This window comes from Brevundimonas sp., from assembly GCF_013823285.1.
Lineage (GTDB): Bacteria > Pseudomonadota > Alphaproteobacteria > Caulobacterales > Caulobacteraceae > Brevundimonas.
On record NZ_PNLV01000002.1, the window covers coordinates 1 to 26,945 of the forward strand.

26 protein-coding genes are annotated in these 26,945 nt (G+C 67.7%); 16 read left to right on the forward strand and 10 right to left on the reverse strand.

Annotated features, from left to right (window positions below; all coding sequences use genetic code 11):
• Positions 1–158 precede the first annotated feature (158 nt).
• The gene (locus C0461_RS00525; RefSeq protein WP_292102742.1) at positions 159–860 is read right to left on the reverse strand and encodes a hfsB; all 702 of its coding nucleotides are present in this window, start codon (positions 858–860) and stop codon (positions 159–161) included.
• A gap of 179 nt (positions 861–1,039) precedes the next feature.
• A complete protein-coding gene (locus C0461_RS00530) occupies positions 1,040–2,497 on the reverse strand; it encodes a Wzz/FepE/Etk N-terminal domain-containing protein (RefSeq protein WP_292102743.1) in 1,458 nt (485 codons plus the stop codon).
• Positions 2,498–2,612: 115 nt separating this feature from the next.
• Here C0461_RS00530 and C0461_RS00535 point away from each other — a divergent pair, with 115 nt between their 5' ends.
• Entirely contained in the window at positions 2,613–3,329 is a 717-nt protein-coding gene (locus C0461_RS00535) for a polysaccharide biosynthesis/export family protein (protein ID WP_292102747.1), read from the forward strand.
• 35 nt (positions 3,330–3,364) lie between these two features.
• On the opposite strand, the gene C0461_RS00540 is transcribed toward C0461_RS00535, so the two are convergent.
• Both C0461_RS00540 and C0461_RS00545 read right to left on the reverse strand, forming a co-directional pair.
• Positions 3,365–3,673 (reverse strand): sel1 repeat family protein, encoded by a 309-nt coding sequence (locus C0461_RS00540; protein ID WP_292102751.1) that lies wholly within the window; start codon positions 3,671–3,673, stop codon positions 3,365–3,367.
• Positions 3,674–3,844: 171 nt separating this feature from the next.
• Complete coding sequence (locus tag C0461_RS00545) at positions 3,845–4,564, reverse strand: glutathione S-transferase N-terminal domain-containing protein (RefSeq protein ID WP_292102752.1); 720 nt, start codon at positions 4,562–4,564, stop codon at positions 3,845–3,847.
• 179 nt (positions 4,565–4,743) lie between these two features.
• Here C0461_RS00545 and C0461_RS00550 point away from each other — a divergent pair, with 179 nt between their 5' ends.
• Both C0461_RS00550 and C0461_RS00555 read left to right on the forward strand, forming a co-directional pair.
• Positions 4,744–5,310, forward strand: a complete 567-nt coding sequence (locus C0461_RS00550) for an RcnB family protein (RefSeq protein WP_292102753.1) — start codon at positions 4,744–4,746, stop codon at positions 5,308–5,310.
• A 164-nt stretch (positions 5,311–5,474) separates the two neighbouring features.
• Positions 5,475–6,476: an RcnB family protein gene (locus C0461_RS00555; RefSeq protein WP_292102754.1), complete on the forward strand. Its 1,002-nt coding sequence runs from the start codon at positions 5,475–5,477 to the stop codon at positions 6,474–6,476.
• A 74-nt stretch (positions 6,477–6,550) separates the two neighbouring features.
• On the opposite strand, the gene gatB is transcribed toward C0461_RS00555, so the two are convergent.
• The 4 genes from gatB to gatC all read right to left on the reverse strand — a co-directional run bounded on the left by gatB (position 6,551) and on the right by gatC (position 10,606).
• A complete protein-coding gene (gene gatB, locus C0461_RS00560) occupies positions 6,551–8,059 on the reverse strand; it encodes an Asp-tRNA(Asn)/Glu-tRNA(Gln) amidotransferase subunit GatB (protein ID WP_292102762.1) in 1,509 nt (502 codons plus the stop codon).
• Positions 8,056–8,601 carry a hypothetical protein gene (locus C0461_RS00565; RefSeq protein WP_292102766.1) on the reverse strand — a complete coding sequence of 182 codons (546 nt, stop codon included), beginning with the start codon at positions 8,599–8,601 and terminating at the stop codon, positions 8,056–8,058. The genes gatB and C0461_RS00565 overlap by 4 nt, the downstream gene beginning before the upstream one ends.
• 235 nt (positions 8,602–8,836) lie before the next feature.
• Positions 8,837–10,315: an Asp-tRNA(Asn)/Glu-tRNA(Gln) amidotransferase subunit GatA gene (gene gatA, locus C0461_RS00570; protein WP_292102767.1), complete on the reverse strand. Its 1,479-nt coding sequence runs from the start codon at positions 10,313–10,315 to the stop codon at positions 8,837–8,839.
• A gap of 3 nt (positions 10,316–10,318) precedes the next feature.
• Positions 10,319–10,606: an Asp-tRNA(Asn)/Glu-tRNA(Gln) amidotransferase subunit GatC gene (gene gatC / locus C0461_RS00575; protein WP_292102769.1), complete on the reverse strand. Its 288-nt coding sequence runs from the start codon at positions 10,604–10,606 to the stop codon at positions 10,319–10,321.
• Between the two features lie 165 nt (positions 10,607–10,771).
• Here gatC and C0461_RS00580 point away from each other — a divergent pair, with 165 nt between their 5' ends.
• A complete protein-coding gene (locus C0461_RS00580) occupies positions 10,772–11,074 on the forward strand; it encodes a DNA-binding protein (protein WP_292102776.1) in 303 nt (100 codons plus the stop codon).
• A gap of 9 nt (positions 11,075–11,083) precedes the next feature.
• Here C0461_RS00580 and C0461_RS00585 read toward each other — a convergent pair whose 3' ends face one another.
• The gene (locus C0461_RS00585; RefSeq protein ID WP_292102783.1) at positions 11,084–11,617 is read right to left on the reverse strand and encodes a hypothetical protein; all 534 of its coding nucleotides are present in this window, start codon (positions 11,615–11,617) and stop codon (positions 11,084–11,086) included.
• A 73-nt stretch (positions 11,618–11,690) separates the two neighbouring features.
• Here C0461_RS00585 and ruvX point away from each other — a divergent pair, with 73 nt between their 5' ends.
• The 10 genes from ruvX (at position 11,691) to C0461_RS00635 (ending at position 23,993) form a co-directional block, all read left to right on the forward strand.
• Positions 11,691–12,158, forward strand: a complete 468-nt coding sequence (ruvX, locus tag C0461_RS00590) for a Holliday junction resolvase RuvX (protein ID WP_292102790.1) — start codon at positions 11,691–11,693, stop codon at positions 12,156–12,158.
• The gene (locus tag C0461_RS00595) at positions 12,155–13,075 is read left to right on the forward strand and encodes an AEC family transporter (RefSeq protein WP_292102792.1); all 921 of its coding nucleotides are present in this window, start codon (positions 12,155–12,157) and stop codon (positions 13,073–13,075) included. The genes ruvX and C0461_RS00595 overlap by 4 nt, the downstream gene beginning before the upstream one ends.
• Positions 13,076–13,130: 55 nt before the next feature.
• The gene (locus tag C0461_RS00600; RefSeq protein WP_196838618.1) at positions 13,131–14,105 is read left to right on the forward strand and encodes an aspartate carbamoyltransferase catalytic subunit; all 975 of its coding nucleotides are present in this window, start codon (positions 13,131–13,133) and stop codon (positions 14,103–14,105) included.
• A complete protein-coding gene (pyrC, locus tag C0461_RS00605) occupies positions 14,102–15,403 on the forward strand; it encodes a dihydroorotase (RefSeq protein WP_292102803.1) in 1,302 nt (433 codons plus the stop codon). Before C0461_RS00600 ends, pyrC begins: the two co-directional genes overlap by 4 nt.
• Before the next feature lie 12 nt (positions 15,404–15,415).
• Complete coding sequence (gene plsY / locus C0461_RS00610; protein ID WP_292102813.1) at positions 15,416–16,054, forward strand: glycerol-3-phosphate 1-O-acyltransferase PlsY; 639 nt, start codon at positions 15,416–15,418, stop codon at positions 16,052–16,054.
• Positions 16,051–17,136 (forward strand): DNA-processing protein DprA, encoded by a 1,086-nt coding sequence (dprA, locus tag C0461_RS00615; RefSeq protein ID WP_292102823.1) that lies wholly within the window; start codon positions 16,051–16,053, stop codon positions 17,134–17,136. The genes plsY and dprA overlap by 4 nt, the downstream gene beginning before the upstream one ends.
• A gap of 95 nt (positions 17,137–17,231) precedes the next feature.
• On the forward strand, positions 17,232–19,847 hold the full coding sequence (gene topA / locus C0461_RS00620) for a type I DNA topoisomerase (protein ID WP_292102829.1): 2,616 nt from the start codon (positions 17,232–17,234) through the stop codon (positions 19,845–19,847).
• A gap of 45 nt (positions 19,848–19,892) precedes the next feature.
• Entirely contained in the window at positions 19,893–22,112 is a 2,220-nt protein-coding gene (locus C0461_RS00625; protein WP_292102836.1) for an RNA degradosome polyphosphate kinase, read from the forward strand.
• A gap of 16 nt (positions 22,113–22,128) precedes the next feature.
• Positions 22,129–23,616, forward strand: coding sequence for a Ppx/GppA phosphatase family protein (locus tag C0461_RS00630; protein WP_292103109.1), 1,488 nt, complete (start codon positions 22,129–22,131; stop codon positions 23,614–23,616).
• A 14-nt stretch (positions 23,617–23,630) separates the two neighbouring features.
• The gene (locus C0461_RS00635; RefSeq protein ID WP_292102838.1) at positions 23,631–23,993 is read left to right on the forward strand and encodes a VOC family protein; all 363 of its coding nucleotides are present in this window, start codon (positions 23,631–23,633) and stop codon (positions 23,991–23,993) included.
• Positions 23,994–23,999: 6 nt separating this feature from the next.
• Here C0461_RS00635 and rnd read toward each other — a convergent pair whose 3' ends face one another.
• On the reverse strand, positions 24,000–25,151 hold the full coding sequence (gene rnd, locus C0461_RS00640) for a ribonuclease D (protein ID WP_292102844.1): 1,152 nt from the start codon (positions 25,149–25,151) through the stop codon (positions 24,000–24,002).
• An 80-nt stretch (positions 25,152–25,231) separates the two neighbouring features.
• On the opposite strand from rnd, the gene purM reads away from it, so the two are divergent.
• Positions 25,232–26,269, forward strand: coding sequence for a phosphoribosylformylglycinamidine cyclo-ligase (gene purM / locus C0461_RS00645; RefSeq protein WP_292102847.1), 1,038 nt, complete (start codon positions 25,232–25,234; stop codon positions 26,267–26,269).
• Positions 26,270–26,276: 7 nt separating this feature from the next.
• Entirely contained in the window at positions 26,277–26,912 is a 636-nt protein-coding gene (gene purN / locus C0461_RS00650) for a phosphoribosylglycinamide formyltransferase (protein ID WP_292102854.1), read from the forward strand.
• Positions 26,913–26,945 lie beyond the last annotated feature (33 nt).

Here is a 26,945-nt window from a genome sequence, read left to right on the forward strand (position 1 = left end):
GGCTGCTCGCGCACCACGTCCGGAGGATCGGATTCGCCATCTGGCCCCCAGCCTTCGCTGGGGTGAGCGGTGCAAAGGGGCGAACACGCCACGACTGTTTTCGCTGAACAATTCCGCCGCCGTTGCACTCCAGTTGCACTGTTTTTCACGCCGACAGTCTAACCGAGCACCTTCTTCAGGAACCCCGGCGGCTGGTAGGTGGAGCGGTTCATGACCACCCCGGCGATGCGGCCGCCCACCGCCTCGATCTCGTCGCGCAGGGCGATGGGTTCGGCGGCGCGGGTGGTCTCCGCGGCGACCACCAGAACGGTGGCGTCCACATAGGGGGCCAGGTTGACGGCCATGTCCGAGCGGTCGGCGGACGGGGCGTCCACCACCACGGTCTCGGCGTGCTTGCGCATGGCGTCCCAGTAGGCCGCATCGTGCAGGGCCTCGACCCGCTGGCCGGACTTCAGCACCTCGCCCCGAAACCGGGTGATCCATAGCCGGCCGCCGAGGCAGGGCTGGGCGATCAGCAGCCGGGCGGGCGCCACCGGGCGGCCGTCCTTGGCCGTCAGGCGCGGCGACACGGTGAAGAAGCACGAGCCGTCGGGCGAGGCGTAGGCGGTCTTGCCCAGCTTGCCGAAGCGGTCCGGCTGGGCGCCGACGGCCTCCAGCTGCTGCTGGGCGTTCAGGTCGGCGTCCACCAGCCAGACCGGACGGCGGGCCCGAACGGCGGCCAGGCGGGCGAACTCGCGCGCCACGGCGGAGGTCCCCTCCCCGTGGTTGGCGGCTACGAACTGGATCACGCGGCCGCGATGGCCCGACGCCGGACCCAGCGCCGCCCAAAGTCCCGCCATTTCCGCAGTGAGGTCGACCATCGAATCGTTACGCGCACCTGTTTGGCCGAAGCTATCACAACCCCCGACCGAAATCGGCTTGGTTGGACGCAGTCCAACCAGGCAGATTTCGGTCCAGTTTAAACTGGGAGCCTGATTCACGGCATCGGCGGAAACGCGAAGCGATTCCACCTCAACCGATCAGGCTCTCAGGGGAACACTCAGCGGGCCTTCAGGGGGGCCACCGCCAGCACCGGCAGCTCCAGCGTCCGCCCCGCCGATCCGGGCGTGGTGAAGCCGGGCCGCAGGAAGATGCGGATCAGCCCGACGCACAGGGCCGTGAACCCGGCGAACAGGATCACCAGCAGCATGCCGGGCATGCGCAGGCTCGTCCCCCGCGTGGGCGGCGAGGCGCGTTCCACGATGCGGATGTTGTCCGCCCCGCTCCGGGCCAGGGACGTGGCCGCGCGGCTCTGGCTTTCACGCAGGGCGAACTCGCGGATGTTGCTGGTCAGCATCTCCCGGTCCGCCGACAGGGTGGCGTTGCGGGACTCCAGCTCCGTCAGCCGCGACTGGCGCGCGCGCAGGTCGTTCAGCTGGGCCTCCAGCACCGACCGCCGCCCGATCAGGGAGTCCCGCTCGGCGGTCAGCTGGATCCGCTCGGTGTCCAGCGACACCCAGATGGGGTTCGGCCCCGTCTGCACGTCGCGCGGCCCCACCGCCGTGCCGGTGTTCACGAAGGCCTGCATCTGGGCGATGCGCTCCTCGATGTCCCGCACTGGCTGGGAGTCCGGCTGATAGCGCGCCAGCAGGTTCTCGCGCTCGGTGCGCAGCAGCAGCACCTGGTCCTGGGCCGCCACGTTCAGCTGCTGGTTCAGCACGATCTCGGCGGGAACCGAGCCCAGTTCCAGCCGCAGCCGGGCCAGCCGGTTCGACACCTGGGCGAGCTGGGCGTCCACCGCCAGCCGCTCGGCGAAGACGGTCTGGTAGGACGCCCCCAGGCTGTCGCGGGCCGTGTTGAAGTCGCCGATGTCATTGGTGCGCAGGAAGGCTTCATAGGCGCTGTCCGCGTCCAGCAGTTCATCCTCGAACACCTCGCGCTGCTCCTGCAGGGCCGGCGTCATGCGGTCCTGGAACACCTCGCGGCGATAGATCAGGTACTGATCCAGCAGGCCGTTCAGAACCGCCGCCGCCGTGTCGGCGTCGCGCGCCTCATAGCTCAGCTGGATCACCCCGCTGAGGGGCGCCGTGGACACTTCAAGGTCGCGAATCATGGTGCGCAGCGCGCTCCGCTCCGCCGCCTCGGCGCTGGCCGCCCGGGACGCCGCCCGTTCGCCCAGCACGGTCTCCACACCCACCGCCTGGATCACCCGGCGCTTCAGCTCGCTGCTGTTCAGGATGGCCGCCTCGGCCTGGGCGATCTCGTTGACCTGGGGCACATTGGTGCTGTTCCGCTCGGTCCCCACGGTGGGCTGGTAGACGTACTCCTGCCCCACTGTGGCGACGATCCCGGCCCGGGCCGTGTAGGTCTTGCTGATGGTCGTCAGAATGAGGATGACGCCGAGAATGCAGATGGCCAGGAACACGGCGACCATGACCCACAGTTCGCGGAACAGCAGGGCCGCCAGGTCCAGCAACCCGTATCGCGGGCGGGTCGACAGATAGGCGGACGTGCGCATGAACGGCGAATCCCGGCAAACAGGGTTAACAGACCCACAGTTCGCCGTTCCGCGTTAACCATCGGTTACGATTGCAGGGTCAGCCTGACGCCCGAAGCCGCCGCACGAGTCGTTGATGTCCATGGATCGCCGCCATCTTCTGATCGCCCTGGCCTCCACCGGCGCCCTGGCCGGCTGTTCCGGCGGCGCGGGACTGGGCCGATCGGCGCAGACCCCCGGCTTCCCCGACATCGCCTTCGCCGACTGGAGCGACGCCGAGCCGGAGTATCTGATCTATCCCGGCGACGAACTGGACATCCAGACGCCCACGGCGCCCGAACTGAACCGGGCGGTGCGCGTGGGCCCCGACGGGCGCATCTCCATGCCGCTGATCGGCCAGGTCATGGCGGCGGACCGCTCCCTGCCCGAACTGGAGGCGTCGCTGGCGACGGCCTACGCCAGACAGCTGCGCCATCCTATGGTCGAGGTCACCCTGACCCAGGCCGGGCCGCTGAAAGTGTGGGTGGACGGCGAAGTGCGAACCCCCGGCGTCTACGACATGCCCGGCGACATCGAGGCCTGGCAGGCGATCATCATGGCCGGCGGTTTCCTGCCCACGGGAAGGCGGTCCCAGGTGGCGCTGGTCCGGCGCGGGCCGGGCAATGTGCGCATGATGCGGGTGGTGGACCTGAGCGGACCGCGCACCACAGCCGTGGCCTTGCGCCGGTCCGATATCCTGTACGTGCCCCGCACCACCCTGGCGGAGCTGGCGGTGTTCTTCAGCCAGATCCGCGATTCGCTGCCGGTCAGCTTCAGCTATTCGATCAACGACAGCGTCTACACACGCTTCTAGAGCCTGATCGCGGTTCTATCCGAAACGATCATGCTCTAGGCGGCCAGATTGACCACGCCCTGATCGATCCAGCGGCGCGCGGCGCGCTGGGCTTCGGCCAGATCCTCGCGGTCCATCTCGGCGGACAGTTCCTTGCGATAGGCGCGAGCCTCGATCGAGCCTTTCATGGCGGCCAGATTGAAGATCATGTGGGCGCTGACCCGATCCATGGGCGCACCGCCCTGACCGGTCGAATACATCATGCCCAGGCGGAACAGGGCGTCTCCGTCCATGTCCGGAGTGGGCAGCGGCAGGCCGCTGTCCATGGGGGCTTCACAGTCGTGCGCCAGTTCTTGCGCGATCATCACCGTATCTCCTTGCGAAGGCCTTTCTGGCCTCGTCCTGTGACACGATCAAAGACCGGCGCTATTGAAGTTAAAGTTAACGGCGGAGGGCGCGCAAAATCTTTTGTGTAAAGGAGTCCTGAATACTGAAATGCTGATTCAGGACTCCTCAATCCGGTTGAAAGGTCTTGTTTACCGGGCCCGCTGGCCGAACAGCATCTTTCGCGCCTGCTCGGCCTGTTTTCCCGCCGCGCCGAGATCGCCGCGCAGGTCGTTTCCGACCGCCCTGCCTGCCTGAACCGCCGGCCGGGCGCCGACCCGCTCCATCCAGGCCTTCAGGTGGGGAAAGGCCTCCAGGTCCTGTCCTTGCGGCCCGGGCAGGATCCACGGCCAGATGGCCATGTCGGCGATGGAGTAGTCCCCCGCCACATAGTCCCGATCCGCCAGTCGCGTGTTCAGTACGCCATAGAGCCGGTTGGTCTCGTCGGTGTAGCGACGCACCCCGTAAGCGATCTGACGCTGGTCCTTGATCAGGGCGGGGGCGTACTGGCGGAAGTGATGGGTCTGGCCCGCCATGGGGCCCAGGCCCCCCACCTGCCAGAAAAGCCACTGGTCCACCTCCGCCCGCGCCCGGATGTCCGTCGGATAGAATTGACCGGTCTTGTTCGCCAGATACTGCAGGATCGCGCCGGACTCGAAGATCGACAGCGGCTTGCCGTCCGGCCCCTCGGGATCGACCAGGGCCGGCATGCGGTTGTTGGGACTGATGGCCAGGAACTCGGGCGTGAACTGCTCACCCGCGCCGATGTTCACCGGCTTGACCACATAGGGCAGACCCATCTCTTCAAGAGCGATGGAGACCTTCCAGCCATTGGGCGTGGGCCAGTACCAGAGTTCCAGGGGCTTGGTCATGATGATCCTTTCCAGCGTCACGGTTCGATTTGGGAAGGAGCGTGCGCCCTCGCAACAGGCGCGCGGAATTAACCTGAACCGCTCGTTCAGGGTGAATTCATGTCAAGGGCGAGACCTTGGCGACACAGTTAAACGGCCGCTCGCAAGAAATCCGTCGCGGCCCCTTCGAGAGGATCGCCATGAAAACCCTCGTCAAGGCCGCCGCCGTCGCCATCGGCCTCATCACCGTCTCCGCGCCCCTGGCCGCCGAGGCCCAGTCGCGTCGCGATGGCCGGGAGTGGCGCCAGGACCGTCGTGAGGACCGACGGGATTACCGCCGCGACAACCGTCAGGACCAGCGCGAATGGCGCCGTGACCGTCGCGAGGACCGCCGCGACTGGCGCCGTGATAACCGTCAGGACCGCCGCGACTTCCGTCAGGATCGCCGCGCCGATCGCTGGGAGCGGAGCAATCCCAACTGGTGGCGCGGCCGCCCCGAGTTCCGCGACTATCGCGGCGCCCGCCGGGGGTACTACTACGCCCCCAGCTACGGCTATTACCGGGTCGAGCCGCGGTATTATGGCTATCGCTGGCAGCGTGGCCACTCCCTGCCCTACGCCTATCGCAGCTACCATGTGCGTGACCCCTATTTCTACGGACTGCGGCCGGCGCCGCGGGGGTATCGCTGGGTGCACGCCAATAACGACATCGTCCTGATCGCCCTGGCTACAGGCCTGATCGCGGACATCGTCCTGAACGTTTACTGATCACCTGCCATCATCGAACGTGGAGCCCCGCCACCCGGCGGGGCTTTTTCGTTTCAGAACAGATACAAGGGCGATAGCTGACAACCACGTTCAGTTAAGGTTCATGGCGAACTGCCCAGTCTTCAATCAACGCCGCCACCCTGGCGGGTACGAGGATGAACAGCATGAAACGCTTCATCGTGGCCACGGCGATCGCGTCGCTCGTCGTGCCGATCATGGCCAGCGCGGGCGAAGCCTTCGCCCAGGACCGCCGCCCTGACCGCAACAGCGAAATGACCCGTGAACAGACCCGGCGCCCGGATTCCTCCGGCTCGACCCGCGGCGCAACGCCTCAACGGCAGGAGCGGCAGGAGGCGCGGCAGGAACGCCGCAGTGATCGTCAGGAACGCCGTGCGGACAGACCGGCGCGCCCTGATCGCCCCCAGACCGACCGCACGCCGCCCCCGCCCCAGACCGGCGGCCCCCGCACGGACCGGCGCGAAGACCGGCAAGAGCGCCGTGAGGATCGGCGCGGCGACAGACCGAACCGCCCGGACCGTCCCCAGACCGACCGCAGGCCGACCCCGCCTCAGACCGGCGGCCCGCGCACGGACAGACGAGAAGACCGGCGCGATTGGGACCGGGATCGTCGTCCCAACCCGGACGCCCGGCGCGACGATCGCCGAAATGACCGGTCAGACAGACGCCCGGATCGCCGTGACGACCGCTGGGATCGGCGTGACGACCGGCGCGGCGACCGCTGGGACCGTCGTGATGATCGACGGGACGACCGGCGCGAAGCCCGCCGGGATCGACGGGAATATCGCGAGTTCCGCCAGCGCTGGAACCGCGACCACTGGCGCCGCGACTGGCAGCGCCGTCAGCAGGCCAACTGGTGGCGTCACCACAGCTGGTTCCGCGGTTATTCTGGCCTGAGGGTCGGGTTCTACTACGCGCCCAGCTACGGCTACTATCAGGTCCCGCGCCAACATTGGGGCCGCCGCTGGTCCGAGGGCGACTACCTGCCCAGCGTCTTCTGGCGTTATCAGGTGAATGACTACCGCTTCTACGGCCTGGGTTATCCGCCGGTCGGCACCCGGTGGGTGCACGTGGACAACCACATCTATCTGATCGACCAGCATGACGGCTACATCATCGAGGTGATCTTCGACGCCTGGAACTGGTAGACCCGTTCAGACGAAAAGAGGCCCCGGCGGAGCGATCCACCGGGGCCTTTTTCATTGTGCGAAGGTGTGGGGGCTTACTCGACCCCCAGCCTGGCCTTCAGGATCTCGTTCACGGCCGCCGGATTGGCCTTGCCGCCGGTGGCCTTCATGACCTGGCCGACGAACCAGCCCAGGGCCTGGGGCTTGTCCTTCACGGCCTCGGCCTTGTCGGGATTGGCGGCGATGATGGCGTCGATGGCGGCCTCGATGGCGCCGGTGTCGGTGACCTGTTTCAGGCCGTGTTTCTCCACCACCTCGGACGGGCTCCCCTGCCCGTTCCAGACGTGGTCGAACACTTCCTTGGCGATCTTCGACGAGATGGTCCCGTCCTCGATCAGCGCCACCAGCTCGGCCACATGGGCGGCCGGGACCGGGCTCTGGTCGAAGTCCAGATGGTCGGCGGCCAGCCGGGCCGACAGTTCGTTGGTGACCCAGTTGGAGACCAGCTTGGCGTCGCGCCCCTTCGCCGCCGCCTCGAAATAGTCCGCCTTGGCCTGTTCGGAGATCAGCACCACCGCATCATATTGCGACAGGCCGTACTGGCTCATCAGCCGCTTGCGCTTCTCGTCGGGCAGCTCCGGCAGGGAGGCCTTGATCTCGTCGATCCAGGCCTGCTCGATCTCCAGCGGCAGCAGGTCCGGGTCCGGGAAGTAGCGGTAGTCCATGGCCTCTTCCTTGGAGCGCATGGACCGGGTCTCGCCGGACGCGGGGTCGTACAGGCGGGTCTCCTGATCGATCTTGCCGCCGTCCTCGAGGATCTCGATCTGTCGGCGCGCCTCGTACTGGATGGCCTGGGAGATGAAGCGGAACGAGTTGACGTTCTTGATCTCGCAGCGGGTGCCCAGATGGCTGAAGTCCCCGGTTTCCTTGTATTTGGCGTACTGGCCCTCCCGGCAGACCGACACGTTCACGTCAGCCCGCAGGTTGCCCTTCTCCATGTCCCCGTCGCAGGTGCCCAGATAGATCAGGATGGTCCGGATCTTCTTGACGTAGGCCACCGCCTCCTCAGGACTGCGCAGGTCCGGCCGGGAGACGATCTCCATCAGGGCCGTGCCCGAGCGGTTCAGGTCCACATAGGATTCGGTCGGCGACAGGTCGTGGATCAGCTTGCCGGCGTCCTGCTCCAGATGCAGGCGCTCGATGCCCACATTGAAGAAGGACCCGTCCTCGGCCTCAACCTCCACCACGCCCTCGCCCACGATGGGGTGATACAGCTGGCTGATCTGATAGCCGGTGGGCAGGTCGGGATAGAAATAGTTCTTCCGGTCGAACTGGCTGAACGTATTGATCCGGGCGTTGAGGCCCAGCCCCGTGCGCACCGCCTGCTCCACGCAGAACCGGTTCAGGGTCGGCAGCATGCCGGGGAAGCCGGCGTCCACCAGCGACACCTGCTCGTTCGGCCCGGCTCCGAAGCCGACGGCGGCGCCCGAGAACAGCTTGGCCTTCGACGCCACCTGGGCGTGGATTTCCAGCCCCATGACGATTTCCCACGGGCCGGTCCGGCCCTGGATGAGTTTGGAAGATTCAATCTTGGTGTCGGTCATGGCATCGTATCTAGAGCGGCCGCGTCAGCGGGTGAAGGCGTTTCAGACCTGCGGCGGGGCAAAAGGCGCAATAGGGGAATATTGAGGGCTGCGCCGCCGATCAAAGCAATCAGGCCGGAACCAGCCGTCAGGGCGCCTGCCCATCGACTGTCCAAAACGCCGTCAGGGTAGATGAGCGCGCCTTCAAGCGCTCCGGGCTCTAGCGCCAACCATAGACCCAGACCTGTCCAGACGAGACCAAGAAGCATCACGGCCAAGCCCACCAGCGATAGCAGCGCGAGCGGGATGACAACGATGATCCATCGGCGAGGCGACGGAAGTTCTCCAACGTGTCCCATGGATCTGGCGATGAGCCAGAGGCGCCAACCAATGAGACCGGCAAGCGCTGCCGATACAAGCGCCGTCCCCAACGAAGGCTGATAGGCGCCGTCCGGACTCATGGCTGTGAAGGATGCAACGAAGGCAAGCAGGCAGATCGGCAGAGCGACCCAGTAGATGGCCAGGACCGCACGTTTGAAAAGGCGGCTGGACCTCAAGCTCATGGCGTCTTTCTCGGCACTCTCCGATCAGGAGAAGGTTTCCAAAAGACCCATGGCCAGCCCACGAGCAGCACCGCCGCGATGGCGGTGGCCCCTGCGATCACATCATATGGATAGGGCGTCACGCCGTAGTCGCGCATTACAGCGGCACCCATCAGCGCGGCTCCTGAAAACAGGAACGCACAGATGCCTGCAGCGACCGAAAGGCCTTTTATCCACGGCCTCCACCCAGCCTTAGTCACCACCACTTCTCCGGCCGCGCCACGAACCCGGCGGCCTGCTCCAGCGCGTCGGCCACCCGGAACACCGTCGCCTCGTCCAGCGCCTTGCCGATGACCTGCAGGCCGAGCGGCAGGCCGCCCTTGTCCAGACCGGCGGGGACCGAAATGCCCGGCAGGCCGGCCAGGTTGGCGGTCACCGTGAACACGTCGTTCAGGTACATGGTCAGCGGGTCCACCTGCTTGTCGCCCAAGGCGAAGGCGGCCGACGGCGTGGACGGCGTCAGGATGGCGTCGACCTTGCCCCAGACATCGTCGAAGTCCTGGGCGATGCGGCGGCGCACCTTCAGGGCCCGGACATAATAGGCGTCATAGAATCCGGCCGACAGCACATAGGCGCCGATGGTCAGGCGGCGCTGGACCTCCTTGCCGAAGCCCTCGGCGCGGCTGGTCTCGTACAGGTCGGTCAGAGACTTCGCCTCGCTGGCCCGGTGGCCGAAGCGCATGCCGTCATAGCGGGCCAGGTTCGACGAGGCCTCGGCCGGGGCGATGATGTAATAGGCCGGCAGGGCGTACTTCGTGTGCGGCAGGCTGATCTCGACGATCTCGGCGCCGGCGTCCTTCAGCCAGGCCTTGCCCTGCTCCCACAGCGCCAGCTGTTCGGCGGGCATGCCGTCAACCACATATTCCTTCGGGATCCCGATCCGCAGGCCCTTCACGCCCTTGCCCAGGCTGGCGGTCCAGTCCGGCGTCTCCACGTCCAGGCTGGTGGAGTCCTTGGTGTCGAACGAGCACATGGACCGCAGCAGGATGGCCGCATCCGCCACCGTCTTCGTGATCGGCCCGGCCTGATCCAGCGACGAGGCGAAAGCCACCATGCCGAAGCGGCTGGCGCGGCCGTAGGTGGGCTTGATGCCGACCGTACCGGTGAAGGCCGCGGGCTGGCGGATCGAGCCGCCGGTGTCCGACGCCGTGGCCGCCAGACACAGGTCCGCCGCCACCGCCGAGGCCGAGCCGCCGGACGAGCCGCCCGGCGTCAGGTCGGCGTTGGAGCCGCTGGACTTCCAGGGATTCACTACCGGGCCGAAGGCGCTGGTCTCGTTGGACGAGCCCATGGCGAACTCGTCCATGTTCAGCTTGCCCAGCATCACCGCCCCGTCGCGCCACAGGTTGGCGGTGACGGTGGATTCATAGGGCGGCACGAAGCCCTTCAGCATGTTCGAGCCGGCCGTGGTCTGGACCCCGTCGGTGCAGAACAGGTCCTTGATCCCCAGCGGCGCGCCTTCCAGCGCCCCACCCTCGCCTTTCGCCAGCTTCGCGTCGGACGCCCGCGCCATCGCCAGCGCCTTGTCTCCCGTGATCTGGACATAGGCGTTCAGGGTCGGATTGGCAGCCTCGATGGTCTTGAGGAAGGCGGCGGTGATCTCTTCGGACGAGAAGTCGCGGGCCGTGAGGCCGTCGACGGCGGCCTTGAGGGTCAGTTTCGTCAGGTCGGTCATGGCTTACTCGACCACCTTGGGCACGACGAAGAAGCCGTCGGCGGATTTGGGAGCGTTGGACAGCACCGCATCCACCTTGCCGCCGTCGGTGACCACGTCCTCGCGCAGGCGCAGGGGCTGGCGCACATTGGAGGTCATGGGCTCCACGCCCTCCACGTCCACCTCGTTCAGCTGTTCGATCCACGCGAGGATGCCGTTCAACTCCTGGGCCAGCGGCTCAAGGCGGTCTTCCGGCGTCTTGATGCGGGCGAGGTGGGCGACGCGCCTCACCGTCGCGGCGTCGATGGCCATGCGGCCCTCCAAATCACGAAAGAAGTGAAAGTCACCTCGGGATTAGCCGCCCCTTCGCGGTTGCACAAGCGGCGCGCGCCTGGCCGTCCGCGTCGTCGCACCGGCTGGATTTCGGGGCGGGCCGGACTAAGCTGCCTCCTGCCCCCTGACCATGAGGATCCCGCCATGCCCATCACCGGACCCCAGGCCCGCGCCGCCCGCGTCCTTGTGGAATGGCCGCGCGATCATGTGGCCCGGCTGTCCGGGGTCGAGGCCGAGGCCCTGGCCGCCTTCGAACGGGGCAAGATCGATCCCGGCGACGCTGCACGCGGCGCGATCCAGTCTGCGCTGGAAAGCGGCGGCGCCGTCTTCATCCCGGAAGATGGCCGACAGGGCCTCGGCGTCCGGCTGAAATTCACCAGAAAGGACGCGAAACAGATCAATCGCATGGAAAGCGAAGGCGGTCCCGTCGGCGACGACGACGTCTGACAGCGCCGATCAGCGCGCCGGGGTGACGGTGACCCGGTCCGATACGCCGTCTTCGCCCATGCGGAACTCCACGATGAGGCGGCGATCTTCGGTGACGATGTCGCCGTCCTCGCTCATGCGGCTTTCGCGGGCGTCCAGCACCACGCGGCGACGGCCTTCCTCGGACACGGTCCACTCCTCGAAGTCGCCGATCCGGTAGACGCGCCAGCCTTCGGCGGGACCCGCGAACAGGCCCAGATAGGTGACGAGACCGTTCATGGCCGGATCGCCGCCCGATACGGCGAACAGCTTGGCGTTCTGGTTCTCCATGGGATGGAGCTGCATCACCGAGGCGGCCGACTGCAGGGCGGCGCCCGCCGCGAGCTCGATGATCTCGGGCTCACCCGCAGGCTGGGCGCGGGTGTCGGCGGGCTGGGCCGTTGGCACGGCGGCGGCGACAGGTTCGCGCGTGCGGTCCACCGCGTGTTCTTCCTCGGGCAGACCGTCGCAGGCCGAAATCATCAGGCCCAGAGCCGCCGCAATCGCCAGATTTCTGCTCATCATCCGTCCCTCCGTCAGCCAGTGGAATTCAGTTTCGCCTTTGACACGGCCTTGCGCCAGTCCTACCGCCCGTTTCGTGCCTGTTTTCGATCTTTCAGATCTGTCCGCCGCCTGCCCGCCCGACACCCCTTGGCTGGGGCTGGACCTGGGTGAGAAGACCATCGGCGTGGCCGCGTCCGACGCCACCCGCATGATCGCCAGTCCGCTGGAGCTGATCCGCAAGACGAAGTTCACCGCAGACGCAGAGCGCTTGTTCAAGCTGATGGACCATCGGAAGGTCTCGGCGCTGATCATCGGCCTGCCGGTGAACATGGACGGCAGCGAGGGGGCCCGCGCGCAGTCTGTCCGCGCTTTCGCCCGCAATCTGGAGCGCATCCGCCCGATCAATGTGGCCTTCTGGGACGAGCGGCTGTCCACCTCGGCGGTGGAGCGGTTCCTGATCGAGGATCTGGACCTGAACCGGAAACGGCGCGCCGGGGTGATCGACCGGACCGCCGCCGCCTGGATCCTGCAAGGCGCGCTGGATCGGCTGAGGCCCGCATGAACGCCTTGCTGTCCGGCTTCCTGCCGGTGTTCGCCCTGATCGCCCTGGGCTGGGGTCTGAAGGCCGCCCGCTTCCTGCCCGAGGACGGCTGGCGGCCGGTGGAGCGGCTGACCTATTTCGTCTTCTATCCGGCCTTCCTGATCCCCGGCATCTGGAACGCCGACTTCACCGGCGGCGGTGCGGGCGTTGTGGCGCTTGCGACGCTGGCGGGCGCCATGCTGATGGCCCTGATCACCTTTCTGGCCAAGCCGCTGATCAAGGTGTCCGACGCCGCCTACACCAGCGTATTCCAGGGGGTGATCCGCTGGAACGGCTTCGTCTTCCTGCCGGTCGCCGCGTCCATCTTCGGACAGGAGTCCGTGGGGCTGGCCGCAGTGGCGCTGGGCGCGTTGATCCCCTCCATCAACATCGTCTGCGTGCTGGTGCTGGCCAGATGGGGCGTGGGCCAGGGCGGCGGCTGGCGCATGGTGGGGCGTTCGCTGTGGGTCAATCCGATCATCTGGTCCTGCGTCATCGGCACGGCGCTGAACCTGACCGGCCTGCGCCCGCCGGACGTCCTGATGACGCCCTTCGCCATGCTGGGGGGCGCGGCTATCGTGCTGGGCCTGATGGTGGCGGGGGCGGGGCTAAGCTTCCGCGACGCGGCGGGACGGCCGGTGGTGGTGGGACTGGTCACGGCCGCCAAGCTGCTGGTCCTGCCCCTGATCATGGCCGGGTTCGCCATCGTGCTGGGAGCCGACCGCACGGCGCTGGGCATCGTCCTGCTGGCCGGATCGGCGCCGGGCGCAGCGGCCTCCTATGTGCTGGCGCGCCAGATGGGCGGGGACGCCCCCCTGATGGCGGCGGTGGTGGCCTTCACCACCCTGGGCGCCCTGTTCACCATGCCCCTGATGCTGTTCCTGTTCGGATTCCTGTGACTGGGGCGTCGCAGCGCTGGCGTTCGGCGGGACTCAGCCCTATAGCGAGGCCTCGATGACCCAGGCCGTCACCGATCTTGTCCGTTCACGGCTGACGCCGTTTCCCCGGGCCCATTTCAATTCCGCCGGCGATCTGAATCCCGTGACGCTGACCGCGCTGCTGGATCTGGCCGACGCCTGCGTGGATGTGAACCGTCAGGGGGCCAAGGCGCTGGATCTGATGCGCGGGCGCACGGTGGTCAATCTGTTCTTCGAGAACTCCACCCGCACCTCGGCTTCTTTCGAGATCGCGGCCAAGCGGCTGGGCGCAGACGTGGTCAGCATGAACCCGCGCACCTCCTCGGTAGCCAAGGGCGAGACCCTGATCGATACGGCCATGACCCTGAACGCCATGAAGCCGGACATTCTGGTGGTGCGCCATTCGGCGTCGGGCGCGGCGGAGCTGCTGTCCCAGAAGGTGGGCTGCGCCGTGGTCAACGCCGGCGACGGCCGGCACGAGCACCCCACCCAGGCCCTGCTGGACATGCTGAGCCTGCGCCGCGCCTTCGGCGACGTGGGGGGGCTGACGGTGGCCATCTGCGGCGACGTTGCCCACAGCCGGGTCGCGCGCTCGAACGTGGCCTTGCTGTCCATGATGGGGGTGAGGGTGCGCCTGATCGGCCCCCCAACCCTGGTGCCCGGCGACGCGGACCGCTGGGGCTGCGAGGTGTTTCACGACATGCGCGAGGGGCTGAAGGGCTGCGACGTGGTCATGATGCTGCGCCTGCAGCTGGAGCGCATGGACGGCGCCCTGGCCCCGTCGACCCGCGAATACTACCGCTTCTGGGGCCTCGACGCCGAGAAGCTGGCCTGGGCGGCGCCCGGCGCCAGGGTGATGCACCCCGGCCCCATGAACCGGGGTGTCGAGATCGACTCCGGCGTGGCCGACGACCCCGCCGTCTCCCTGATCCAGGATCAGGTGGAGATGGGCGTGGCGGTGCGCATGGCGGTGCTGGCCTCCCTGTCCGCGCGGCAGGAGGCGGAACGATGAGCGGCCCATCCTCCAAGGCTTTGGCGATCATCAACGCCCGGCTGGTGGACCCGGCGGGCGACTATGACGGCCCCGGCGCGGTGCTGATCCAGGACGGCCGCATCGTCGAGGTCGTCCACGGCGCCGCGACCCGGACCCCGGACGGGGTCGAAATCATCGACGCCGGCGGCATGGTGCTGGCGCCGGGCCTGATCGACATCCGGGTCAAGACTGGCGAGCCGGGCGCCGAGCCCAAGGAGACCCTAAAGTCGGCCAGCCTGTCGGCGGCGGCGGGCGGGGTCACCACCATCGTCATCCAGCCGGACACCGACCCGGCCGTGGACGACCCGGCCATGGTCGATTTCATCCAGCGGCGCGGCGCGGCCCTTAATCTGGTCAATGTGCGCGCGGCCGGCGCCGCCACGCGCGGGCTGGACGGCGAGCGCATGGCCGAAATCGGTCTGATGGCCGAGGCCGGCGCCCTGTACTTCACCGACGGCGACCGCATCATCGCCAACAGCCGCACCCTGCAGCGGGTGATGAGCTACGCCTCCGCCTTCAACGCCCTGATCGCCCACCGCCCGGCGGACCCGTGGCTGTCGGAGGGCGCCTGCGCCACCTCGGGCGAACTGGCCACGCGGCTGGGTCTGTCGGGCGCGCCGGCCATCGCCGAGCGTATCCAGCTGGAGCGCGATCTGGCGCTGGTGGAACAAACCGGCGCCCGGTTCCTGGCCGACCAGATCTCCACCGAGGCGGCGCTGGATTGCCTGGCTCGCGCCCGCGCCAGGGGGCTGGAGGTCGCCGCCAGCGTGTCGATCAACCACCTGTGCTTCAACGAGGTGGACATCGGCGACTACCGCACCTTCTACCGGCTGGACCCGCCCCTGCGCGCCGAGAGTGACCGGCAGGCCATGATTGAGGCGGTGCGCGAAGGGCTGATCGACGTCATCACCTCGGCCCACACCCCGGCCCCGGCCGAGGACAAGCGCCGTCCGTTCAGCGAGGCGGCGCCCGGCGCCGTGGGGCTTGAGACCCTGCTGCCCGCCGCGCTGAGCCTGCACCACGAGGCCGGGCTGGACCTGATCGACATCCTGCGGCCCCTGACCAGCGGCCCGGCCGCCCTGCTGGGGCTGGACGCGGGCGAGCTGCAAGCGGACGCCCCGGCCGATCTGGTGCTGTTCAACCCCAATGCGCCGGTGGTCATCGACGCCGACAAGCTGCGGTCCAAATCCAAGAACTCGCCCTTCGACGGGCGCGTGCTGCAGGGCAAGGTCTTGCTCACCATCGTCGGCGGGCGCATCGTGCACGACGCACGTTAAAGGGGCATTCGAGTGCAGGATCTGGTCGGACCGGCGATGCTGACGCTGGGGCTTACGGCCCTTGGGGGATATCTGCTGGGCTCCATTCCGTTCGGGGTGGTGATCACCCGGGCGGCGGGCGCAGGGGATGTGCGCAACATCGGCTCCGGCAATATCGGCGCGACCAATGTGCTGCGGACCGGCCGCAAGGATCTGGCCCTGGCCACGCTTCTGCTGGACGCGGGCAAGGGCGCGGCTGCCCTGCTGATCGCGCGCTGGCTGTTCGACAATGAGGCGGCGGCGGTCATCGCCGGCGGCGCGGCGTTTCTGGGCCACCTGTTCCCGATCTGGCTGGGCTTCAAGGGCGGCAAGGGCGTGGCCACCTTCTTCGGCCTGATCATCGCCGCCGCCTGGCCGCTGGGCCTGATGGCGGGGGCGACCTGGCTGATCGTCGCCTTCGCCCTGAGATATTCGTCGCTGGCGGCCCTGATCGCCTCGGCCGCCACGCCGCTCTATGCCCTGCTGCCCCTCGCGGTCCTGGGGCTGCCCGTCCCGGCCCCGATCCTGCTTCTGAGCGTGTTCACCGCCGTGCTGATCTGGATCCGGCACCATGAGAACATCGGCCGGCTGATGAAGGGGACGGAGTCCCGTATCGGGTCAAAGGCCAAGTGACCCCCGCGGCGGACGAGGCCGAACGCTTCGCCCGCCTGCGTCTGGCGCGCACCGACCGTGTCGGTCCCGTCGCTTTCTCCCAGTTGATGCAGCAGTTCCGCACCGCGCGGGAGGCGCTGGACGCCCTGCCGGGTCTGGCGCGGCGAGGCGGCGGCGGACACCCTCTGCCGGACGTGGGTCTCATTCAGGCCGAGCTTGCGGCGGGCGAGGCGGCGGGGGCCCGCCTGATGCTGCTGGGCGATCCCGACTACCCCCCGCAGCTGGCCGCGCTGGACCCGCCCCCGCCCCTGCTTTGGACGCGGGGCGACACGACCCTGCTCAACCGCGACAACCTCGCCATCGTCGGCGCGCGCATCGCCTCGGCGGGCGGCCAGCGGATCGCGCGGGGGCTGGCGACGGGCTTGGGTCAGGCTGGCTTCATCGTAACGTCAGGCATGGCGCGGGGCATCGACGGCGCCGCGCACGAAGGCGCCCTGCCGACCGGAACCGTCGCCGTTCTGGGCGGCGGCGTCGACGACATCTATCCGCCCGAGCACGCCGCGCTTTACGAAAGTCTGGCCGACCAGGGCTGCGTCGTCTCGGAAAGCCCCATGGGCGCGAAGGCGCAAGCCCGCGACTTTCCCCGTCGCAACCGCATCATCTCGGGGCTGGCCAGGGGCGTGATCGTGGTCGAGGCCGAACTGCGCTCCGGCTCGCTGATCACCGCGCGGCTGGCGGGCGAACAGGGGCGCGACGTGTTCGCCGTGCCCGGGTCCCCGTTGGACCCACGTTCGAAAGGTCCGAACGAGCTGCTGCGTCAGGGCGCGGTCCTGTGCGAGGGCGTGGACGATGTCCTGAACGCCTTCAACGGCCTGCGCACCCTGCGAGAGCCCGACGTCCCGGCGTGGGAACCTGGCCCGATCGACGCGGACCTGGACCTGATCGAACGCCTGGCTGCCCTGCTCTCGCCCGTCCCCGCCCCGCGCGACGAACTGGCCCGCGCCGCCGGCGCGTCCATTGGCGAAACCAACGCAGCGCTGCTGGAATTATGTCTGGCCGGCCGCGCGGTTCTACTGCCGGGGGGCATGGTCGCCACGGCCTGACCAGAGCAATCAGGGCAAGCGTCAGCCGGCTTGGCGATTGACACCGGCGCCGGACCCCACCACGTTCGCGCTCCCCTCCTCCAGACTGCGACTTCATGAACCTCGTCATCGTCGAAAGCCCGGCCAAGGCCAAAACCATCAACAAATACCTCGGCCCGGACTTCCGTGTGCTGGCCTCCTACGGCCACGTGCGGGACCTGCCGTCCAAGGACGGATCGGTGAAGCCGGACGAAGACTTCGCCATGTCATGGGAGGTCGACGCCAAGGCGTCCAAGCGCCTGAGCGAGATCGCCGAGGCGGCCAAGTCGTCCGACCGCATCATCCTGGCCACCGACCCCGACCGCGAGGGCGAGGCCATCAGCTGGCACGTGCTGGAGATCCTCCAGAAGAAGAAGGCCGTGAAGGACGCGGTCGTCCAGCGCGTCACCTTCAACGCCATCACCAAATCGGCGGTGCTTGAGGCCATGGCCCAGCCCCGCGACATCGACATGGAGCTGGTGGAGGCCTATCTGGCCCGCCGCGCCCTGGACTATCTGGTGGGCTTCACCCTGTCGCCGGTGCTGTGGCGCAAGCTGCCGGGCGCCCGGTCGGCAGGACGTGTGCAGTCCGTCGCCCTTCGCATCGTCGTCGACCGCGAGATGGAGATCGAGCGGTTCAAGGCGCAGGAGTACTGGTCGGTCGAAGCGGACCTGACCGCAGACAGCCCGCCGTTCACCGCCCGTCTGGTCAAGCACGCCGGCAAGCGGGTCCAGCGTCTGGACATCACCGACGAGGCGACGGCCCAGGCCGCCCGCGCCGCCATCGAGGCCGGCGCCTTCACCATCCGCTCGATCGAGAAGAAGCCGGTCAAGCGGAACCCGTCGCCGCCCTTCACCACCTCGACCCTCCAGCAGGAGGCCTCGCGCAAGCTGGGCTTCACCGCCCAGCGCACCATGCAGGCGGCCCAGAAGCTGTATGAAGGCGTGGACGATCAGGGCGGCCTGATCACCTACATGCGGACCGACGGGGTCTATGTGACCCCTGAAGGCATCGCCCAGGCGCGCGAAGTGATCGGCGAACGCTTCGGCCCGGCCTACGTCCCGTCCGAGCCGCGCTACTACAAGACCAAGGCCAAGAACGCCCAGGAAGCGCACGAAGCCATCCGCCCAACCAACATCACCCGCGCGCCGGAGACCCTGCGCCTGGATGGCGATCTGCAGCGGCTCTACGAGCTGATCTGGAAGCGCATGGTCGCCAGCCAGATGGAGCAGGCGCGACTGGACCGCACCACGGTCGACATCGAAACGCCAGACGGCCAGACCGGCCTGCGCGCCACCGGTCAGGTGGTCGCCTTCGACGGCTTCATCGCCGTCTACGAAGAAGGCCGCGACGAGCGCGTCAAGGGCGCCGAGGACGAGGACGATGACGGGGGCCGCCTGCCCGCGCTGAAGGAAGGCGCTGCGGCCACAGCGGAAGCTATCCGGACGGAACAGCATTTCACCGAGCCGCCGCCGCGCTATTCCGAGGCCACCCTGGTCAAGAAGCTGGAGGAGCTGGGCATCGGGCGACCCTCCACCTACGCCTCGATCCTGACCACCCTGCGCGACCGCGAATACGTCCGCATGGACAAGAACCGGTTCTATCCCGAGGACAAGGGACGGCTGGTCACGGCGTTCCTGGAGCAGTTCTTCGCCCGCTGGGTGGAATACGACTTCACCGCCGCGCTGGAGACCCAGCTGGACGAGGTGTCGGCGGGCGAACTGGACTGGAAGCTGCTGCTGCGCCGGTTCTGGGACGACTTCCACGCCGCCACCCAGGCGGCGGGCGAACTGCGCACCACCGCCATCCTCGATCACCTGAACGACGCCTTGGGCCCGCACATCTTCCCGGACAAGGGCGACGGGACCGACCCGCGCGCCTGCCCGTCCTGCGCCGACGGCCGCCTGAGCCTGAAGACCAGCCGTTTCGGCGCCTTCATCGGTTGCTCGAACTATCCGGAATGCCGCTACACCCGCCCCGTCGCCTCGCCGGACGCGGGCGAGAACGGCGAGAATGGCGGCGACCGCGAACTGGGGCTTGATCCCGAGACCAGCCAGCCGGTGCACCTGAAGATCGGCCGCTTCGGTCCCTATGTGGAGACCACCCCGCCGGAGGCCGAGAAGCCCAAACGGTCGTCCCTGCCCAAGGGGTGGTCGCCGGCGTCCGTGGATCTGGAGAAGGCCCTGCGACTGCTGCGCCTGCCGCGCGAGGTCGGGATACACCCCGAGGACGGCAAGCTGATCACCGCCGGTCTGGGCCGCTACGGTCCCTTCGTGGCCCACGACGGCACCTATGCGAACCTGTCCGACATCGAGGAGGTGTTCGATGTGGGCCTGAACCGCGCCGTCGCCCTGCTGGCCGAGAAGCGCGCCAGCCGGGGCGCGGGACGCGGCGGGGCCATGGCGCCGCTGAAGGATCTGGGCGCGCACCCCGAGACGGGTGAGCCGGTGCACGTCATGGCGGGCCGCTACGGTCCCTATGTGAAGTCGGGCAAAATCAACGCCACCCTGCCCAAGGGAACCGCGCCCGAGGACCTGACCATGGAGGCGGCCCTGCCCCTGCTGGCCGCCAAGGCTGGAAGTGCGCCCGCAAAGAAGAAGGCGGCGCCGAAGAAGACCGCAACGAAGAAGGCTCCGGCGAAGAAAACAGCGGCGAAAAAGCCGGCGGCGAAGAAGAAGGCGGCCGCGGACTGACGCTGCGCCTTGCGGCCGTCACACCGACTTGCCACAACCACCGGCATGAGTGACGCCTCTCCCATCGCCGACCGCACCACCGGCCAGGAGGTCCCCTCCTCCCATGCTCGCCCGCTAAAGCTCGACGAGGCGCTGCTGGCTTCGCCCGAGCGGTTCTTCAACCGCGAACTGTCGTGGCTGGCGTTCAACGCACGGGTTCTGGAAGAAGCAGCCAACCCCGCGCACCCCCTGCTGGAGCGGGTGCGGTTCTTGTCCATCTCGGCCAACAACCTGGACGAATTCTACATGGTCCGCGTGGCGGGCCTGAAAGGCCAGGTGCGTCAACGGCTGCGCGTGGTCTCGGCCGACGGTCTCACGCCCGCCGAGACGCTGGAGAGCATCAACACCGCCGCCGGCGCCCTGATGGCCGAACAGCAGGCCCAGTGGCGGGCCCTTTGGCGGGAGTTGAAGGACGCCGGCATCGAGGTGGTCGATCCCGCCAAGATCACCAAGACCGAGCGCGACCGGCTGGAGCCGGAGTTCCTCAATCAGCTGTTCGCCGTCCTGACGCCCCTGGCCATCGACCCGGCGCATCCGTTCCCTTTCCTGCCCAATCTGGGCTTCTCCCTGGCGCTGAAGCTGCGCCGCGAGCGGGACAATCGCATCCTCTACGCTTTGGTCCCCGTGCCGACCCAGGTGCGGCGCTTCTGGGAGCTGGCCACCGACGGTCGCTCGGTGAAGGGACGGCGGCGGTTCGTGACGCTGGAAGCCCTGCTGCTGCTGTTCATCGACCACCTCTTCCCCGGCTGCGAGGTTCTGGAGAAGGGCGTGCTGCGCCTGATCCGGGATTCCGACATCGAGATCGAGGAAGAGGCCGAGGATCTGGTGCTGGAGTTCGAGGAGGCGCTCAAACAGCGCCGCCTGGGTTCAGTGGTGCGGGTCAAGATCGAGGCCTCCATGCCGGAGGACCTCAAGACCTTCATCATCCGCGAGCTGGACGCTGAGCCCCAGGACGTGGTGATGGTGGACGGCATGCTGGGCCTGGCCCAACTGTCCGAGCTCATACCCGGCGACCGGCCCGAGCTGAAATTCCCTCCGTTCGAGCCACGCTACCCTGAGCGGGTCCGCGACCAGGGCGGCGATGTCTTCGCGGCGATCCGCGAGAAGGACATCCTGATCCACCACCCGTTCGAGAGCTTCGACGTGGTGGTCCAGTTCCTGCGTCAGGCCGCCCGCGACCCTAACGTCATCGCCATCAAACAGACCCTGTACCGCACCTCCAAGGACAGCCCCATCGTCGCCGCCCTGATCGAGGCGGCCGAAAACGGCAAGAACGTCACAGCCCTGGTGGAGATCAAGGCGCGCTTCGACGAGGAGGCCAACCTGCGCTGGGCGCGGGCCATGGAGCGGGCGGGCGTCCACGTCGTCTTCGGCTTCGTGGAGTACAAGACACACGCCAAGCTGAGCGTGGTGGTGCGGCGCGAGGCCGACGGGCTGAAGACCTATGTGCACGCGGGCACGGGCAACTATCACCCGGTCACGGCCAAGGTTTACACCGACCTGTCGCTGTTCTCGACCGATCCCGGCATCGGGCGCGACGCGGTCAAGGTGTTCAACTACATCACCGGCTATGCCCAGCCCGGCGAGATGGAGCGCCTGATCGTTTCGCCGCTGCGGATGAAGCTGTCCCTGATCCGCATGATCGAGCAGGAAATGGAGTCTGCGGGGGCCGGCAAGCCCGCCGCCATCTGGGTCAAGATGAACTCCCTGGTGGATCCCGAGATTATCGATACGCTCTACCGCGCCAGTCAGGCCGGGGTCAGCATCGACATGGTCATCCGGGGCATCTGCTGTCTGCGCCCCGGCGTGCCGGGCCTGTCGGAGAACATCCGGGTCAAGTCGATCATCGGCCGCTTCCTTGAGCACAGCCGCATTGTGGCCTTCGCCAACGGCCACGCCCTGCCCAGCGACAAGGCCCGGGTCTACATCTCATCCGCCGACTGGATGACCCGCAATCTGGATCGCCGGGTCGAGGTCATGGCGCCCGTGACCAACGCCACGGTGCACGATCAGGTGCTGGACCAGATCATGGTCGCCAACCTGAAGGACGACGCCCAGAGCTGGGTTCTGGATTCTTCCGGGAACTATCACCGGGTCAAACCCGCTGATCCCGAGCGCCCCTTCTCCGCACACGACTATTTCATCAAGAACCCCAGCCTGTCAGGCCGGGGGCGCAAGGTGAAGGTGCTGCCCAAGGTGATCACGTTTGACCGTCCCTATCGATAGGCCTCCGCCGGGCAAGGTGGATGGACGCGACGGCCGCGACGACGTGGCGGTCATCGACGTGGGCTCCAACTCGGTTCGCCTGGTCCTGTACCGGCTCGAGGGCCGGGCCATCTGGACGGTCTACAACGAGAAGGTTCTGGCGGGTCTGGGACGGGACATCGCCGCCACCGGCCGCCTGTCGCCCGAAGGGGTGAGGATGGCGCTGCCGGCGTTGCGCCGCTTCGCTTCCATCGTCGAGGGGGTGCGCCCGGCCGCCGTTCTGACGGCCGCCACCGCGGCTGTACGAGACGCCGAGGACGGCGAAGAGTTCCGTCAGCGCGTGGCCGCCGAGACCAGCCTTCAGGTGCGTGTCCTGACCGGAGAGGAGGAAGCCCGCTATGCGGCCCTTGGCGTGCTGGCCGGAGCGCCGGACGCCGAAGGGATCGCCGCGGACCTGGGCGGCGCCAGCCTGGAGCTTTGCCGGATCGGGGGCGGCAAGGTCCAGGGCGGGGTGACCCTGCCATTGGGCCCGTTCTCTCTGGCGACGCCTGACGGGTTTGACGCCGATCACGCCCGCGCCATGATTGCAGAACGCCTGAAACCCATGGCCAGGGACTATTCCGGCGCCGTGCTGCACGCGGTGGGCGGCGGCTGGCGCAGCCTGGCCCAGATCCACATGTCCATGATCGATCACCCGCTGCGGATCGTGCACCAGTACGCCATGACGGCCCAGCAGGCTCACGACACCGCCCATCTGGTGGCCCACCAGTCGCCCGCCTCACTGGCGCGCACGCCGGGAGTCTCAAAGCGGCGGGTGGAGACCCTCCCCTACGCCGCCCTCGTGCTGGAGGGGCTTCTGGAGCATGGCGGATTCAAACGGGTGGAGTTTTCGGCCTGGGGTCTGCGCGAGGGCCTGTTGTTCGAAAGCCTGGCGCCGTCGCTGGTGTCCGCCGATCCTCTCTTGGCCAGTTGCGAGGCCATCGGGCTGCGTCAGGGCGTGTCCCCCGGCCTGCCCGGGGCGCTGGAAGGCTGGCTGACGGGCGTCATGGCCGCCCTGCCGACCGCGTTCGGCGAGGAGCGGGACGGCGTCCTGACCGCCGCCGCCTGCCGCCTGGCCGATGTGGGAGCCCGGCTTCATCCGGACCACCGGGTAGAATTGGCGTTCGATCAGGTGCTGCGTGCGCCCGCGCCGGGCCAGACCCATGCCGAGCGGGCCTTCCTGGCAAGCACCATCAACGCCAGATACGGCGGATCGGCCGAGACCCCGGCCCCGCGCGTCGTCGAACGCCTGCTGAATGACGACCAGAGGCTGCGCGCCCGGGCCCTTGGTCTGGCCATGCGGCTGGGCAGCGACATGTCTGTGCGCTCGCCGCAAATCCTGGCCAGCACGGTAGTCAGTCTGAAGGGCGGCGTCCTGCGGCTGAGGGCGACAGCCGATCACGCCGACGCCCTGCTGGGCGAACAGACCCGGCGGCGCGTCAAGGCGCTGGCCGAAACCCTGGGCGCCACATTCGAAATCGGCTGACGGAAGGAAAGGTCATGGCGGTGACAGGCATAGGCGGGCTGTTCTTTCGGTCGAAAGATCCGAAGACGCTGGCCGACTGGTATGTGAAGCATCTCGGCGTGGGCCCCACCGAGGACAATCCCTGGATCTGGCCGCAACAGGCCGGACCGACGGTGTTCGCGCCGTTCAAGGCCGACAGTGACTACTTCCCCGCCGACCGCCAGTGGATGATCAATTTCCGGGTTGACGACCTGGACGGCCTCATCGCCTCGCTGACAGCGGCCGGGATCAAGGTGCTGACCAAGGCGGAATGGGACGCGCCCGAGGTGGGTCGATTCGCCCGCATCCACGACCCCGAGGGCAATCCGATCGAGTTGTGGGAGCCGGCGGCAGAATAGAAGCCGTCAGTTTTCGATCTCGACCACCTCGACCTTGGCCCCGTTCAGGACCAGGGCGATCTCGCCACGCTTGAGCTTGAGCGCGTCCTCGCCGAACAGCTGACGCCGCCAGCCCTTCAGGGCATCCACGTCGGCGTCGTCGCTGAGCGCGATCTTCTCCAGGTCCGAGACATTGGCCAGCAGCTTGGTGGCCACATTGGCCTGTTCCGACTTGGCCTTGAGCAGCACCTTCAGCAGTTCCACCACCGAAGCCGGGGCCGGTTCACGCCCGGCAGGCTTCTGGATCTCCGGCGCGTGCTCCTCGGGGTTTTTCAGAACGTCGCGCAAAACCTCGATCAGATCCTGCCCCAGGCGTGATCCTCCGAATCCCTTGGGCGGGGCGCGAAGACGGCTGAAGGCGTCGACATCGGTGGGGGCCTGGGTGGCGATCTCGTCGATGGCGTCATCCTTGAGGATGCGGCCGCGGGGCTGATCCCGCTCCTGCGCCGCGCGCTCGCGCCAAGCGGCCGTGGCCTGAAACGCGGCCAGATACTTGGCGGAAAACCGCTTGGGTTTCAGGCGCTTCCAGGCGTTCTCGGGACTGGTGTCGTAAAGCGCAGGATCGGTCAGCGCCTGCATTTCCTGGGAGACCCAGTCCAGCCGTCCTTCACGCGCCAGACGGTCGCGCAGACGGGGATACAACGCCGCCAGATGGGTTACGTCCCCAAGAGCATAGGTCAGTTGCGACTCCGACAGGGGACGACGCGCCCAGTCGGTGAAGCGGCTGCCCTTGTCCACGTCCTTCTTGAGCATCTGCCGGACCAGCGAATCATAGGCCACCTGATCCCCGAAGCCCGCAGCCATGCCCGCCACCTGTGTGTCGAACAGGGGGGTGGGCATGGCGCCCAGCTTGTTGAATATCTCCACATCCTGCCGCGCGGCGTGGAAGACCTTGGTGATCGCGGGGTCGCGAAGCAGATCCAGAAACGGCGTCAGGTCCAGGCCCTCCGCCATCGGATCAATGATGCTCGCATTCACCGATGTGGCCGCCTGGATCAGGCAGAGTTTCGGCCAGTAGGTCGTCTCCCGCATGAACTCGGTATCGACGGTGATGAACTCGGAACCGGACAGCTGGTCGCAGAACTGGGCCAGCGCCTCATTTGTGGTGATCGGCGTCATGAGGATGCTATAGCCCGGCGCAAGCCGGTCGTGGCAAGAGCACGATCCACATCCGACACGAATTCGAAGGCCCGCGTGACATGAGCGCATCGAACGACACCCGCCCCAACGGCCTGACCTATGCGCAAGCGGGGGTGGACATCGACGCGGGCGAGCGGCTGGTCCAGGCGATCAAGCCGCTGGCGAAATCCACCGCGCGGCCGGGCGCGGAGCCCTCTCTGGGCGGATTCGGCGCCTTGTTCGATCTGAAGGCTGCCGGATTCGTGGATCCCCTGATCGTCACGACCACCGACGGCGTGGGCACCAAGCTGAAAATCGCCATCGAGACCGGCCTGCACAGCGGCGTCGGCGTCGATCTGGTGGCCATGTGCGTCAACGACCTGCTGGCCCAGGGCGCCGAACCCCTGCTGTTCCTGGACTATTTCGCCACCGGCAAGCTGGACGTGGAGGCCGCAACCCAGGTGGTGGCTGGCATCGCCGAGGGCTGTCGTCAGGCCGGCTGCGCCCTCGTGGGTGGCGAGACGGCCGAGATGCCGGGCATGTACGGCGACGGCGACTACGATCTGGCGGGCTTCTCCATGGGCGCCGTGGAGCGGGGGCAGGTGCTGCCGCGGCTCGATCTGCAGAACACCGGCGACGTGATCATCGGCCTGGCCTCTTCGGGCCCGCACTCCAACGGCTATTCGCTGGTCCGCAAGGTGGTGGAGAAATCTGGCCTGAAGTGGAGCGACGAGGCGCCCTTCTCGCCGGGGCACACCCTTGCCGAGGCCCTGATGGCCCCCACGCGCATCTATGTGAAATCCATCGTGCCGCTGATGAAGGCCGGGCTGATCAAGGGCGGCGCCCACATCACCGGCGGCGGCCTGATCGAGAACCCGCCCCGCTGCATCGCCGAAGGGCTGAAAGCCTCGTTCGATTGGGACGCCTGGCCCCTGCCCCATGTGTTCCAGTGGCTGGCCGAGACCGGCGGGATCAGCGACCACGAGATGCGCCGCACCTTCAACTGCGGCGTGGGGTTCATTCTGATCGTCAGCCCCGAAAACGCCGAGCCCGTTCTGGCCTCGCTGCTGAACGCGGGCGAAGCCGCCTTTGTCTGCGGCCAGCTGGAAGCGGCCTGACCCCGGCATGTCCGGCCATGGTCACGATCATTCACCGCCGCCTGCGAAAGACGGCAAGACCCGCGTCGCCATCCTGATCTCGGGCGCCGGGTCCAACATGGCCGCGATCATTGAGGCGGCGAAAGCGGCGGACTATCCGGCCGAGATCGCAGTGGTCATCTCGAACAACCCCGATGCGCGAGGGCTGGCGCTGGCCCGGGCCGCAGGGATCGAGGCCCTGGCCATCGACCATCGCCCGTTCGGAAAGGTCCGCCACGCCCACGAACTGGCCATCGACGCGGCCCTGCGCCTGCGCGGGGTCGAGGTGGTGGTGCTGGCCGGCTATATGCGCATCCTGACCGCCTTTCTGGTGCGCGCCTGGGAGGGGCGGATGCTGAACATCCACCCCAGCCTGTTGCCGAAGTATCCCGGGCTGGACACCCACGCCCGTGCCATCGCATCGGAGGACGCCGAGGCGGGCTGCACCGTGCATCTGGTGACCGAGGGGGTGGACGAGGGGCCGGTGCTGGGTCAGGCCCGTGTAGCGGTTGAAGCAGGAGACACGGCCGAGACCCTGGCCGCGCGAGTCCGCATGGCGGAACACCGTCTTTACCCGGAGGCCCTGGCTGCCTTCATCCGGCAAAGAAAAACGGCGTCGGTCTAAACCAACGCCGTTTCCTTCTGAAGATGTATCCGA